At 71.1% G+C, this 13,147-nt stretch carries 11 protein-coding genes; 7 read left to right on the top strand and 4 right to left on the bottom strand.

All coding sequences use genetic code 11. The features are described from left to right. Nucleotides 1-68: 68 nt before the first annotated feature. On the bottom strand, nt 69-569 hold the full coding sequence (gene greA / locus IPZ69_RS20210; protein WP_235455570.1) for a transcription elongation factor GreA: 501 nt from the start codon (nt 567-569) through the stop codon (nt 69-71). Between the two features lie 196 nt (nt 570-765). Next, nucleotides 766-1,164: a DUF4307 domain-containing protein gene (locus IPZ69_RS20205; RefSeq protein WP_235455569.1), complete on the bottom strand. Its 399-nt coding sequence runs from the start codon at nt 1,162-1,164 to the stop codon at nt 766-768. Nucleotides 1,165-1,332: 168 nt separating this feature from the next. Here IPZ69_RS20205 and mca point away from each other — a divergent pair, with 168 nt between their 5' ends. Continuing rightward, entirely contained in the window at nt 1,333-2,193 is an 861-nt protein-coding gene (gene mca, locus IPZ69_RS20200; protein WP_235455596.1) for a mycothiol conjugate amidase Mca, read from the top strand. Nucleotide 2,194: 1 nt separating this feature from the next. After that, complete coding sequence (locus IPZ69_RS20195; protein WP_235455568.1) at nt 2,195-2,428, top strand: hypothetical protein; 234 nt, start codon at nt 2,195-2,197, stop codon at nt 2,426-2,428. 7 nt (nt 2,429-2,435) lie between these two features. On the opposite strand, the gene IPZ69_RS20190 is transcribed toward IPZ69_RS20195, so the two are convergent. Together IPZ69_RS20190 and IPZ69_RS20185 are read right to left on the bottom strand one after the other, a co-directional pair. Next, nucleotides 2,436-5,636: a tetratricopeptide repeat protein gene (locus IPZ69_RS20190; protein WP_235455567.1), complete on the bottom strand. Its 3,201-nt coding sequence runs from the start codon at nt 5,634-5,636 to the stop codon at nt 2,436-2,438. Between the two features lie 32 nt (nt 5,637-5,668). Continuing rightward, nucleotides 5,669-6,067, bottom strand: coding sequence for a hypothetical protein (locus tag IPZ69_RS20185; protein WP_235455566.1), 399 nt, complete (start codon nt 6,065-6,067; stop codon nt 5,669-5,671). A gap of 91 nt (nt 6,068-6,158) precedes the next feature. Here IPZ69_RS20185 and IPZ69_RS20180 point away from each other — a divergent pair, with 91 nt between their 5' ends. From IPZ69_RS20180 to IPZ69_RS20160, 5 genes are all read left to right on the top strand, one after another. After that, entirely contained in the window at nt 6,159-6,737 is a 579-nt protein-coding gene (locus tag IPZ69_RS20180) for an ArsR/SmtB family transcription factor (protein WP_235455565.1), read from the top strand. Continuing rightward, entirely contained in the window at nt 6,718-8,745 is a 2,028-nt protein-coding gene (locus tag IPZ69_RS20175; protein ID WP_235455564.1) for a thioredoxin domain-containing protein, read from the top strand. Before IPZ69_RS20180 ends, IPZ69_RS20175 begins: the two co-directional genes overlap by 20 nt. 189 nt (nt 8,746-8,934) lie before the next feature. Next, nucleotides 8,935-10,203, top strand: a complete 1,269-nt coding sequence (locus tag IPZ69_RS20170) for a glycosyltransferase (RefSeq protein WP_235455563.1) — start codon at nt 8,935-8,937, stop codon at nt 10,201-10,203. Next, nucleotides 10,200-11,852, top strand: coding sequence for an ArnT family glycosyltransferase (locus tag IPZ69_RS20165; protein WP_235455562.1), 1,653 nt, complete (start codon nt 10,200-10,202; stop codon nt 11,850-11,852). Before IPZ69_RS20170 ends, IPZ69_RS20165 begins: the two co-directional genes overlap by 4 nt. Next, a complete protein-coding gene (locus IPZ69_RS20160; RefSeq protein ID WP_235455561.1) occupies nt 11,849-13,120 on the top strand; it encodes a glycosyltransferase in 1,272 nt (423 codons plus the stop codon). Before IPZ69_RS20165 ends, IPZ69_RS20160 begins: the two co-directional genes overlap by 4 nt. Nucleotides 13,121-13,147: the final 27 nt, after the last annotated feature.

Genomic DNA, 13,147 nt, shown 5'->3' with positions numbered 1-13,147 from the left:
CGGACATGACGATGCCCCCGGCGTCACGCGGACGCCGGGGGCTGGTCGGGAAACTGGTCCGGTCGGGGTCAGCCCGAGTACGGCTCGGCCTTGAGGATCTTCACCGAGGCCTTCTTGCCGTTCGGTAGCTCGTACTCCGCGTCCTCGCCGACCTTGTGGCCGATCACGCCGGAGCCCAGCGGGGACTGGGGCGAGTACGTCTCGACGTCGGCACTGGCGTACTCGCGCGAGGCGAGCAGGAACGTCGTCGTGTCGTCCTCGTCACCGTCGAAGGCGATCGTCACGACCATGCCGGGCGCCACCGCACCGTCCGTCGAGGTCGGCGCCTCGCCGACCTTGGCGTTCTCCAGGAGCTGGGTCAGCTGGCGCACACGGAGCTCCTGCTTGCCCTGCTCCTCCTTGGCCGCGTGGTACCCGCCGTTCTCGCGCAGGTCGCCCTCCTCGCGCGCGGCCGCGATCTTGGCGGCGATCTCCGTGCGCGCAGGACCAGACAGGTACTCCAGCTCGGCCTTGAGCTGGTTGTACGCCTCCTGGGTCAGCCAGGTGACGTTCTCGCTGGTCTGGGTCACAGGTGCTCCTCGTAGGTACTGGGAATACAAAGCATCGCCCTACCCAGAAGAATGTTCCTTCACGGATGGGCGAAACCACGAGCCTAACAATTCAACGGCCGAAGGGGGAGGACATAAGCCATCAGAATTGCGTCAACGCAGGTCAGCGCCTACGTATTCCGGTCGAGGTCCGGCGGGTCAGCCGTTCTCGGCCGGGTCAGCCGGCGTGACAGCCGAGCAGCTCGGCCGTCGTGCCCCGAGCCGTCGTACGCAGCGTGACGACCTTGTCGATGCGCGTGGCCGAACCGGTGAAGCGGAAGTCCGCCCGGCCCACCTCGGCGCCGTCGGCCGCCTGGGAGCGCAGCGTGCAGTAGCCCTCGGCGCCGGCGTCCTTGTGGACCTCCAGATGGATCCGCACGGCGTCGTCCGAGGCCTGGAAGGCGATCACCTGGGCGCTGATCTCGTTCTGCGCGACGTAGTGATAGCCGAAGTAGCCGATCAGGGCGAGCAGGGCGCCGCCGAATACGGTCCCGGCGATCTTGAGTCTGCGGTCGGCGCGCGTGTCCGAGGAACGGCCGTAGCGACCCTCGGGCAGCCGCGTGCTCGCCGTAGTCATGATCGTCCTCTCGGCCGGGGCGGGACGAAGGTCCCGAAAGGGGGCTCCAGGGCGGACCCCGGAATTATTCGCCCCCCGATTCGGTCACTATAGAAGCCGCCGATCGCACCCGGAGACACGGGGCGCCGACATACCGAGGATTGAGTCTTGACTGACCAGTTGCGACTGATGGCCGTTCACGCGCACCCCGACGACGAGTCGAGCAAGGGCGCGGCCACCATGGCGAAGTACGTGTCGGAGGGGGTGGACGTGCTGGTCGTGACCTGCACGGGCGGGGAGCGCGGCTCCATCCTCAATCCGAAGCTGCAGGGCGACAAGTACATCGAGGAGAACATCCACGAGGTACGCAAGAAGGAGATGGACGAGGCCCGGGAGATCCTGGGCGTCAGCCAGGAGTGGCTCGGCTTCGTCGACTCCGGCCTGCCCGAGGGCGACCCACTGCCCCCGCTGCCCGAGGGCTGCTTCGCCCTGGAGGACGTGGACAAGGCGGCCGGCGAGCTCGTGAAGCAGATCCGTTCGTTCCGTCCGCAGGTGATCACCACCTACGACGAGAACGGCGGCTACCCGCACCCCGACCACATCATGACCCACAAGATCACGATGGTGGCGTTCGAGGGCGCCGCGGACACCGAGAAGTACCCGGAGTCCGAGTTCGGCCCCGCCTACCAGCCCCGCAAGCTCTACTACAACCAGGGCTTCAACCGCCCCCGCACCGAGGCGCTGCACCACGCGATGCTGGAGCGCGGCCTGGACTCGCCGTACGGGGAGTGGCTCAAGCGCTGGAAGGAGTTCGAGCGCACCGAGCGCACGCTGACCACGCATGTGCCCTGCGCCGACTTCTTCGAGATCCGGGACAAGGCGCTGATCGCCCACGCCACGCAGATCGACCCGGACGGCGGCTGGTTCAAGGTGCCGATGGAGCTCCAGCGGGAGGTCTGGCCGACCGAGGAGTACGAGCTCGCGAAGTCTCTCGTGGATACGTCCATCCCCGAGGACGACCTCTTTGCGGGCGTCCGCGACAATGCCTGACATGAGCGCGAGCCTGGCACTGACACACTTCGTCCCCCTCGCCAAGGAGGTCGACCAGAACAAGGTCACCCCCGGCGTCCTCGGCTTCATCGTCTTCGCGGTGATGGCCCTGGCGGTGTGGGGCCTGATGAAATCCATGAGCAAGCACATGCAGAAGGTCGACTTCAAGGAGGTCCCGGACGCCGAGGCGGAGTCCGGGACCCCCGCGGCCGACCCGAAGCCGCAGCGGGGCTGAGCGGGGGTCACTGCCTGGCCGGCACCGGGACTCCCATCACCTCCCGGGCGTGCCGGTCCGGCACCATGCCCAGCCGCCACGCCTGCCAGCCGGACTCCAGGTTCACCCCGCGTTCCAGCAGCAGCTGGAACGCTCCGGCGTACTCGTTCAGCTTCTCGTCGCGGGCCGGGTGGGCGTCGTGGGTCAGCTGCGCCAGTTCCTCCTGGGCGACGGCGGTGCCGATCTCGACGCCGCCGGGCGCGGCGTACGGCAGCAGCGTGCAGCGCAGGAAGCGGGCCCAGTCGGCGCCGCGCAGGTCGCCGTACGAGGTGAACAGGGCGATGGCCTCGTCGCACAGGGCGAGCGCCTGCCCGGCCCGGGTGTTGCCCGCGTCCACGACGGCCAGCTCCAGGCAGGTCCAGGCCTCGCCGTGGGCGACGCCCATGCGCTGGAAGTCGGCACGGGCGTCGACGAGCAGCTGCCGGGCGAAACCGGAGTTGCGCAGCGAGCCGGTCTGGGCCGCGCGCAGGTCCCGGGTGACGCGGGCCGAGTGGTGCCGGGCGCAGGCCAGGCCGTACACGTCGCGCATCCGGGAGAACATCGTGCGGGAACGTTCCAGCTCGCGGACCGACAGATCCAGGTTGCCGGTCTCCTCCAGGGCCTGGCCGAGGTAGTAGAGCGACCAGGCCTCGCCCCGGGCGTCCTCGTTGTCCCGGTGCAGGCCGGCCGCCTGTCGCAGCCCGTCCACCGCCGGTGACGGGTCGCCCGCCACCAGCCGGGCCCGGGCCAGCTGGGTCAGCGCCCAGGCCTCGCCGCGGGCGTCACGGGTACGGCCGTACCGTTCGAGGGCGGCCCGCAGTTCCGTGTCCGCGCGCGGTACGTCCCCCATCCGCAGCGCCAGCTGGCCGAGCTGGTAGTGCGCCCAGGCCTCGCCGTGCACGGAGCCGCCCTCGCGGTGCAGGACGAGGGAGCGGGTGAGCAGGTCCAGGGCCTCGGGCAGGCGGGCGCGGTCGCGCTGGACGGCGGCCAGCGCGTGCATCGTCCAGGCGCGGTCCGTCGCCAGCTCGGGCGCCTGCTGCAGGTCCAGGGCCTCCTGGAGCTTCGCCGCCGCCTCCGTGAGGTTGCCCTGGTGGTGCAGCGTGATGCCGAGGGAGCACAGGGCGCGCGCGGCGCCGGCGTCGTGGTGCGCCTCCAGGTAGAGGTCGACCACCGAGGCCAGGGTGGTGCGGGCCTTGTCCAGCTCGCCCAGCTGGCGGGCCGCGATACCGGTGCGCCACTGCACGGAACGGACCAGCAGGCCCTGGTCGACCGCCTGCGCCAGCTCGCTGATCTCGCCCAGGCGGTAGAGGTCGCCGCGCAGCAGGCAGTAGTCGCACAGCGCGCCCAGCAGGTTCAGTACGGCCGCCTGGTCGACGCCCTCCGCGTGGCGCAGGGCCGCCGTGATGAAGCTGGACTCGTCGTCCAGCCAGCGCAGCGCCTCGTCCAGGGAGGTGAAGCCGTGCGGGCCGAAGCGGTCCGAGCGGGTCGACATGTTGCCGTCCACCAGGCGGAGCACGGAGTCGGCCAGCTCGGCGTAGTTCACGATCAGGCGCTCCTGCGCCGCCGTGCGCTCGGCGGGCTCCTCCTCGTCCAGGAGCCGGGCCTGGGCGAAGGCGCGGACCAGGTCGTGCAGCCGGTAGCGGCTGCCGCGGACGTGGTCGATCAGGCCGGCCCGCGCGAGGGCCGTTAGGTGGCGGCTCGCCTCCGCCTCGTCCGTGGCGAGGACGGCCGCGGCCGCCGCCGTGCCGAGCGAGGCCCGGCCGACGAGGGCGATCCGCCGGAGCAGTCGGCGCGCCGGCTCCGGCTGGTCGGAGTAGCGCAGCCGGAGGACGCGCTCGACCGGGTCCATCGGGCCGTACGCGGCCAGGTCCGTGGCCAGGGTGCGCGGTGAGCGCGGGCCGAGCGAGGAGCCCGCGACGCGCAGCGTCAGCGGCAGTCCGCCGCACAACTCCCGGACCCGGTCGGCCGATTCGGCGTCGTACGGTCCCGAGACGTCCTCGGCGGCCGCGCCCAGCAGTTCCTCCGCGCCCGCCGCGTCCAGGGCCTCGACCGGGAGGTGGTGCACCCAGGCCGGGAGGTCCGCCGGCAGGTCGAGCGCGTCCCGGGCGGTGACCAGGACCAGGCTGTCGGAGCGCTCGGGGACCAGCGCGCGGATCTGCTCGGGGTCGTGGGCGTCGTCCAGCACGATCGTCACCGGAAGGCCCGTCAGATGCTGGTGGTACAGCTCGCTCAGGCGCTTGACCTGCTGGTCGGGGGAGGAGCGCTCGCGGAACAGGAGCTGTTCGCGGGGCGCGCCGAACCGGTTGAGCAGGTGCAGCAGCGCGTCCCGGGTGGTCAGCGGCGGCTCCTCGCGGCTGCCGCCGCGCAGGTCGACGACGACCGCGGCGCGGAAGTGGTCCTTGAGGTCGTGTGCGGCGTGGAGGGCGAGGGTGGTGCGGCCGGAGCCGGGCGAACCGTGCAGGACGACCACGGTGGGCCGCGTCTGCGTGGTCGCGCGGGCGGCCTGCGCCCACTGCCGGATCCGCGCCAGCTCCTGCCTGCGTCCCGCGAACGGTCCGTCGGGCCGCGGGAGTTGGGCGAACGACTGCTCCAGCACCGTGCGCCGGCGGGCCGCCGCGCTCTTGTCGGCGCCGCGCAGCCGGGGGCCGGTCTTCTGCGGGCCGGTGGAGGCGCTGAGTACCCGCTGCTGGTCGAGGAAGGGGCGGATGCCGCGCACCTCCAGCGCCGTCAGCCACTGCAGGCGCAACTGCTCGGGGCCGCCCGGCTGTCCGGCCGCGCCGGCGCGGTGATGGGCGGCGGGCAGATGGGAACCGGCCACCTTGACGACCGTGGCGGTCGCGGCGACGACGCCGACGGCCGCGCCCGCGCCGAGCGCCGTGCCCGTGCCGGTGCCCAGGCAGAGGTCGGCGACGGCGGCGGCGACCGCCGCGACTGCCGCCACCAGAAGGGGAGTTCCGGCGCCCTCGCGCGCATACCGCTGGGCGAAGGTGAGCCGGCCGGCCTCCGTCTCGTCGAGGGCGCGGGTGTAGGCCGCGTACTCCTCGGCCGCCGTCTGTGCCATGGCGTCCAGTGAGCCGCGCGCGCGGGTCAGCAGCACCTGGCCGTCCACGCGCCCGCCCGAGCGCCGTACCTCCTCCTCGACGGCCCGCACCACCAGCCGCTCGGCCTCCGTCTGATGGCCGTCCCGCATGTCCCGTCCCCCTCCTGCGACAACTCCTTTGCCTATGAGTGTCCTTCGGGGGAGGCGCCGACGCGAGAGGGGCGACGATCACGAAGGGCCAGGAACACGCAGAGCCCGGCGAGCGCGGCCTCCGCGACCGCGCTGCCCGCGGCCTGCAGCAGGGCCGAGCCCGATGCCGCCGTGGTGAGGTCGAACCAGGCGTCGAGCACCGCGACCGAGGCGGTCGCGGAGGCCGTCAGCCGGGACCGGGAGTCCCTGCGCAGGCCGAGCAGTGCCGTGGTGGCGCAGCCCGTGGCCATCAGCACGTCCAGGCCTATCCAGGCCAGGGACCAGTGCCGGACCTCCGCGTTCGCCGGGAGGGTCAGGCCGAGCATGACCATCCACGGCACGAGTAATACTGCAGCGGCGCCGAGCAGGATCAGAGTCCAGTTCGTTCGCATGCCTCCACGGTAGACCGCAGAGAAAGCTCTGCAAAGAAAATTCTGCAGAAATCCTTCTGGGGTAGGAGAACGGCGGGATACCGTTGGCGGCATGAGCGAGCTGACCAGCGCCGAGCGCACCGCCCTCTACAAGTCCCTCGGCAACCCGCTGCGCCGGCGGATCCTCGACTACCTCGGCCGGCACGGCGAGGCGAACTCCACCGTGCTCGCTCGCGAACTCGGCGAAAGCTCCGGCACCACCAGCTACCACCTGCGCAAACTCGCCGAGCAGCGGCTCATCGAGGAGATCCCGGAGAAGTCCGGGGGCCGCGAGCGCTGGTGGCGCTCCCTGCCCTTCAGCCACACGGCGCCCGACCCGGCCACGATGGCCCCCGAGGAGTACGCGGCCGCGGAACACTTCGCCCTGCTCAAGATCGAGGTGGACACCAGGCTGTTCCGCCACGCCTACCAGCAGTACCGGGGCCCCGAGGGCTGGGCCCAGGTGCAGCGCACCGGCACCTGGATGACCAAGGACGACCTGCACGAGTTCGTGCGCGCCTACCAGGCCCTGCTCGACCGGTACGGCCACGCCCCGCAGGACGCCCCGGAGGGGGCGCGCCACATGAGTCTGCGCTTCTACGCCGCCCCCGAGGCCGTGGGAGAGTGGAACGGTGAACCGACTGGCCCATGAGACGTCCCCGTACCTTCTCCAGCACGCCGACAACCCCGTCGACTGGTGGCCCTGGTCGGCCGAGGCCTTCGACGAGGCCCGCAAGGCGAACAAGCCCGTTCTGCTGAGCGTCGGATACAGCAGCTGCCACTGGTGCCACGTGATGGCCCACGAGTCCTTCGAGGACCGGGTCACCGCCGACTTCCTCAACGAACACTTCGTCAGCGTCAAGGTCGACCGCGAGGAACGCCCCGACGTCGACGCCGTCTACATGGAGGCCGTCCAGGCGGCCACCGGTCAGGGCGGCTGGCCCATGACCGTGTTCCTCACCCCGGACGCCGAGCCCTTCTACTTCGGCACCTACTTCCCGCCCGCACCCCGGCACGGGATGCCCGCCTTCCGGCAGGTGCTGGAGGGCGTGCGGCAGGCCTGGAGCGAGCGGCGCGAGGAAGTGACCGAGGTCGCCGGGAAGATCGTGCGCGATCTGGCCGGGCGGGAGCTCGACTACGGGACCGAGCACCTTCCCGGCGAACAGGAGCTCGCCCAGGCCCTGCTCGGACTCACCCGCGAGTACGACCCGCAGCGCGGCGGCTTCGGCGGGGCGCCGAAGTTCCCGCCGTCCATGGTGATCGAGTTCCTGCTGCGGCACCATGCCCGCACCGGCGCCGAGGGCGCCCTCCAGATGGCCCGGGACACCTGCGAGCGCATGGCCCGCGGTGGCATCTACGACCAGCTCGGCGGCGGCTTCGCCCGCTACTCCGTCGACCGCGACTGGGTGGTGCCGCACTTCGAGAAGATGCTCTACGACAACGCCCTGCTCTGCCGTGTCTACGCCCACCTGTGGCGCTCCACCGGCTCCGAGCTCGCCCGCCGCGTCGCCCTGGAGACCGCCGACTTCATGGTCCGCGAACTGCGCACCGCCGAGGGCGGGTTCGCCTCCGCGCTGGACGCCGACAGCGACGACGGCACCGGACGGCACGTCGAGGGGGCGTACTACGCGTGGACGCCCGAACAACTCGCCGAGGTCCTCGGCGACGACGCCGAACTCGCCGCCCAGCACTTCGGGGTGACGGCGGAGGGCACCTTCGAGAACGGCCAGTCCGTCCTCCAGCTCCCGCAGGACGAGGGCGTGTTCGACGCCGAGAAGGTCACGTCCGTCCGGGAACGGCTGCTGCGCGCGCGTCAGGAGCGCCCCGCCCCGGGCCGCGACGACAAGATCGTCGCTGCCTGGAACGGGCTCGCCATCGCCGCGCTGGCCGAGACCGGCGCCTACTTCGACCGCCCCGACCTGGTCGAGGCCGCGGTCGGCGCCGCCGATCTCCTCGTACGACTGCACCTGGACGAGCACGCACAGCTGGCCCGCACCAGCAAGGACGGCCGGGTCGGTGCCAACTCCGGTGTGCTGGAGGACTACGCCGACGTCGCCGAGGGCTTCCTCGCGCTCGCCTCCGTGACCGGCGAGGGCGTCTGGCTGGAATTCGCCGGGCTGCTCCTCGGCCATGTGCTCGCCCGCTTCACCGACCCCGGCAGCGGCGCCCTCTACGACACCGCCGCCGACGCCGAACGGCTCATCCGCCGCCCGCAGGACCCCACCGACAACGCCACCCCCTCCGGCTGGACCGCCGCCGCGGGCGCCCTGCTGGGCTACGCCGCCCACACCGGCTCCGCACCCCATCGCAACGCGGCCGAAAAGGCTCTTGGCGTCGTCAAGGCGCTCGGGCCACGCGTGCCGCGGTTCATCGGCTGGGGGCTCGCCGTCGCCGAGGCCCTGCTCGACGGTCCCCGCGAAGTCGCCGTCGTGGTACCGGAGTTCGGTGACGAGGCCTCAAAAACCTTGCGCCGTACGGCACTTCTGGGTACCGCACCCGGCGCGGTGATCGCGTTCGGAGTGCCGGGAAGCGATGAATTCCCCCTCCTCGCCGACCGGCCGCTAATCGACGGCGAGCCGGCCGCGTACGTCTGCCGGAACTTCGCCTGCGACGCCCCGACGACCGACCCGGAGCGCCTGCGCGCCGCGTTGAACAGCTGAAAGGGCATCGAACCAACTGCCCCAAACGTTACTAGCGTTCGAATTGCTCATCGAGGACGCGCATTGTGGTGAAACACGCTCTTCACTGAAAAGGTGTGCGCGCTTCACAGATCACTCATAATCTCTCCCTGACGCGACGGGTGGGGTGCCATGTCGCGCCGGGGGATTTGGGATCTGGGGGGATCTTTTGTGCTGACGTCCGTCTTCATCGCTGCCGTTTCACTGGCTCTGTTCTGGATGGCTGCCTTCACTTTGTGGTGGCAGATGCACGCGTGGCGCACGCCCGAGGTGCTCGCCTCCACCCGGTTCAGCAGACCGGACGGGGACGAGCATGTCTCGTTCTCGCTGTTGCTGCCGGCGCGCCACGAACAGGCCGTGCTCGACCACACCATCCAGCGGCTGCTGGAGTCCACACACACCGACTTCGAGATCATCGTGATCGTGGGGCACGACGACCCCGAGACCACGGCGGTGGCCGAGCGGGCAGCCGCACGCGACCCGCGGGTCCGGGTCGTCGTCGACACCCACGAGAAGAAGAACAAGCCGAAGGCCATGAACACGGCGCTGCCGCACTGCCGCGGCGACGTCGTAGGGGTCTTCGACGCCGAGGACCAGGTCCACCCGGAGCTCCTCGCCCACGTCGACCACGCCTTCCGCACCACCGCCGCGGACGTCGTCCAGGGCGGCGTGCAGCTCATCAACTTCCACTCCAGCTGGTACAGCCTGCGCAACTGCCTGGAGTACTTCTTCTGGTTCCGCTCCCGGCTCCACCTGCACGCGCAGAAGGGGTTCATCCCGCTCGGCGGCAACACCGTCTTCGTCCGCACGGACGTGCTCAGGGAAGCGGACGGCTGGGACCCCAACTGCCTCGCCGAGGACTGCGACCTGGGGGTCCGCCTGTCCAGCGTCGGCAAGAAGGTCGTCGTCGCCTACGACTCCGAGATGGTCACCCGCGAGGAGACCCCCGGCTCGCTGATGTCGCTGCTCAAGCAGCGCACCCGCTGGAACCAGGGCTTCCTGCAGGTCTACCGGAAGAAGGACTGGAAGCAACTCCCGGGCTTCGGGCAGCGGTTGCTCGCCCGCTACACCCTGATGACGCCGTTCCTGCAGGCCTTCTCCGGAGTCGTCATCCCGCTCAACGCCGCCGTGGCGCTCTTCCTGGACGTCCCCGTCGGGGTCGCCTTCCTGACCTTCCTGCCGCTGGTCACCGCCGCCGTCACCTTCGTCTTCGAGGTGGTCGGGCTGCACGACTTCGGCAAGCAGTACGGACTCCGTGTCCGCCTCGTCCACTACGTGAAGCTCGTCGTGGGCGGCCCGTTCTACCAGGTCCTGCTCGCAGGGGCCGCGATCCGCGCCGTATGGCGTGAGCAGCGCGGCCGTAACGACTGGGAGTTGACCACCCACGTCGGCGCGCACCTCTCCGCGGCCGAGACGATCCGAGAGGACGTTCCTGCGTGACCTCCACCCTTCCCGCGGTGACCACTCCGAAGGTCCCCGCGCAGCGCCGACCTGTACCCACGGAGCGTTCGACCGGTCGAACGACGCCGCCGGCCCGGCTCCGCTCCTCCCGTTCCGACCTGCTCCTGTGCGGTGTGCTCCTGGTGGCGATCCTCGTCGTCCAGGGCTGGAACATCGCCGACTACCCGACCCTCAGCGACGACGAGGGCACCTACCTCGCCCAGGCCTGGGCCGTACAGCAGGGCAAGGGCCTGGCCCACTACACCTACTGGTACGACCACCCACCGCTCGGCTGGATCCAGATAGCGCTGCTCACCTGGATCCCGTCCGCGGTCAGCCCCGGCGCGATGACCGTCGGCAGCATGCGCGTCGCGATGCTCGTGATCAGCGGCATCAGCGCAGTCCTCGTCTACGTCCTCGGCCGCCGGCTGTCCCTGCCCCGCTGGGCCGCCGGGCTCGGCATGGCGCTCTTCGGGCTCTCGCCGCTGGCCGTCGTGCTCCAGCGCGAGATCTTCCTCGACAACATCGCCGTGATGTGGCTGCTGTTCGCGTTCTGCCTCGCCGCCTCGCCCAGCCGTCACCTCTGGCACCACTTCGGCGCGGGCCTGGCCGCCGCCGCGGGCGTGCTCACCAAGGAGACGATGCTCGTCGTCCTGCCCGCCCTGCTGCTCACCATGTGGCGCCACAGCCACCGTGACACTCGCAAGTTCGCGCTCACCGGAGCCATCACCGCCTGCACCCTGGCCGGCTTCTCGTACCCGCTGTTCGCCCTGCTCAAGGGCGAACTGCTGCCGGGCAGCGGGCACGTGTCACTCTGGGACGGCATCAAGTACCAGATGTCCAGGCCGGGTTCGGGCTTCATCCTCGACACGTCATCCGGCTCGTACGGCGTGCTCCACTCCTGGCTGTACTACGACCGCGTCCTGCCCCTCGGCGGTCTGGCCGGCGCCCTCCTGCTGTTGGTCACCTGGCGCTGGTCGGTCACCGCCCGCGCCCTCGCCGGACCGGCCCTGACCGTGGCGATCCTGGCTCTGGTGGCGATGCGGCCAGGCGGCTACCTGCCCGCCATGTACGTCATCGGTGCCCTGCCCTTCCTCGCGCTGGTGCTCGCCGGGGGCACCGCCTCCGTCGCCCACGCCGTGCTGCGCAGACGGCGGTCCGAGAACGAGAACCGGTATGTCACCGCGGGCCGGTACACGCTCGCCGCCGTCCTCGCCGTCGCCGCCGGCGCCTATGTCGTACCGCACTGGTACGACGGCGACCGCACCGCCGTCACCGCGGACGCCAACAAGCCCTACCGGCAGGCCTCGGCATGGCTCGGCAGCAAGGTCGAGGACCCGAAGGACACCCGGGTCCTCGTCGACGACGCCCTCTGGCTGGACCTGGTGCACCACGGCTACCGGCCCGGACTCGGCGCCATCTGGTTCTACAAGGCGGACCTCGACCCGGCCGTGACGAAGACCATGCCGCACGGCTGGAAGGACATCGACTACGTGGTCGCCTCGCCGACCGTCCGGCGGGACGCCCGCGATCTGCCCAACGTCAAGGCCGCGATCCGGCACTCCACCCCGGTCGCCACCTTCGGCACCGGACCCGACCGCATCGAGATCCGGAAGATCCGGACGGCAGCCGTGGGAGGCGAGCGATGAGCAGCCACGAGTACACCGTCCCCGGTGAGCTGGGCGATCCGGCCGTACAGGCCGCGGAGGTCGCCGAGCCCGGTGCCGTCACCATCGTCGTCCCGACGTTCAACGAGTCCGCGAACATCCGGCAGTTGCTGCACCAGATCACCGAGTCGGTGCCCGCCCGGCTGCCCTGCGAGGTCGTCTTCGTGGACGACTCCACCGACGACACCCCCGAGGTCATCCGCCAGGCCGCGCAGGACTGCCCGTTCCCGGTCACCGTGCTGCACCGCGAAGAGGCGGTCGGCGGACTCGGCGGGGCGGTCGTCGAGGGGCTCAAGGCCGCCACCTCGCAGTGGATCGTCGTGATGGACGGCGACTGCCAGCATCCGCCGTCCCTGGTACCGGAGCTGGTCGCCACCGGCGAGCGGACGAGCGCCGGGCTCGTCGTGGCCTCCCGGTACATCAAGGGCGGCAGCCGGGCCGGGCTCGCGGGCAGCTACCGGGTCGCCGTCTCACGCGGGGCGACCTGGCTGACCAAGTCCCTCTTCCCGCGCAGACTGCACGGCATCAGCGACCCGATGAGCGGCTTCTTCGCCATCCGGCGCAGCGCGGTCACGGCGGAGGTGCTCAAGCCGCTGGGCTACAAGATCCTCCTTGAGCTCGCCGTCCGGAGCCGGCCGCGCACGGTCGCCGAGGTGCCGTTCGTCTTCCAGGACCGGTTCGCGGGCGAGTCCAAGTCCACCGCGCAGGAGGGCTTCCGCTTCCTGCGCCACCTGGTCGGCCTGCGCACCGCCTCGCCGGTCGCCCGCATGGTCGCCTTCGGGCTGATCGGCGCCACCGGGTTCGTGCCGAACCTGGTCGGTCTGTGGGCGCTGACCGTCCTCGGGATGCACTACGTCCCCGCCGAGATCCTCGCCAACCAGCTCGGCGTCGTCTGGAACTTCGTGCTCATCGAGCACCTGCTGTTCCGCGAGCGGCGCGCGCACCGCCGGTGGTGGGACCGCGCCGGCCGGTTCGCGCTGCTCGCCAACGCCGACCTGGTGCTGCGCATCCCGCTGATCGCGCTGTTCGTCGACCGGTTCGGGATGGGGGCGCTGTCCGCCACCGCGCTCGCGCTGGTGACGACGTTCGTCCTGCGCTTCGTCGGGACCGAAGCGCTGGTCTATCTCCCGCGCCGCGGGGCGGGCGGAGGGGCGCGTCGGCGTCGAGAGGCCGAACGCGCGGAGGCCCGAAGGGCTGAGCACGATCGGGCTCTCGACGCCGACTGGAGCGCCCCGGAGAACGCCCGATGAAGTGCAGCCGCAATACCGCAAGGAGAG

The sequence above is a fragment of the Streptomyces olivochromogenes genome (genome assembly GCF_021538895.1).
Taxonomy (GTDB): domain Bacteria; phylum Actinomycetota; class Actinomycetes; order Streptomycetales; family Streptomycetaceae; genus Streptomyces; species Streptomyces olivochromogenes_A.
Note: the sequence above shows the minus strand (reverse complement) of the source record. Positions and strands in the feature narration are given on the sequence as shown.

What these genes read in the sequence shown, in the direction of transcription:
- IPZ69_RS20205 (WP_235455569.1), bottom strand. Translation starts at nt 1,164, where the DNA reads ATGACTACGGCGAGCACGCGGCTGCCCGAGGGTCGCTACGGCCGTTCC.
- mca (WP_235455596.1), top strand. Translation starts at nt 1,333, where the DNA reads ATGGCCGTTCACGCGCACCCCGACGACGAGTCGAGCAAGGGCGCGGCC.
- IPZ69_RS20195 (WP_235455568.1), top strand. Translation starts at nt 2,195, where the DNA reads ATGAGCGCGAGCCTGGCACTGACACACTTCGTCCCCCTCGCCAAGGAG.
- IPZ69_RS20190 (WP_235455567.1), bottom strand. Translation starts at nt 5,636, where the DNA reads ATGCGGGACGGCCATCAGACGGAGGCCGAGCGGCTGGTGGTGCGGGCC.
- IPZ69_RS20185 (WP_235455566.1), bottom strand. Translation starts at nt 6,067, where the DNA reads ATGCGAACGAACTGGACTCTGATCCTGCTCGGCGCCGCTGCAGTATTA.
- IPZ69_RS20180 (WP_235455565.1), top strand. Translation starts at nt 6,159, where the DNA reads ATGAGCGAGCTGACCAGCGCCGAGCGCACCGCCCTCTACAAGTCCCTC.
- IPZ69_RS20160 (WP_235455561.1), top strand. Translation starts at nt 11,849, where the DNA reads ATGAGCAGCCACGAGTACACCGTCCCCGGTGAGCTGGGCGATCCGGCC.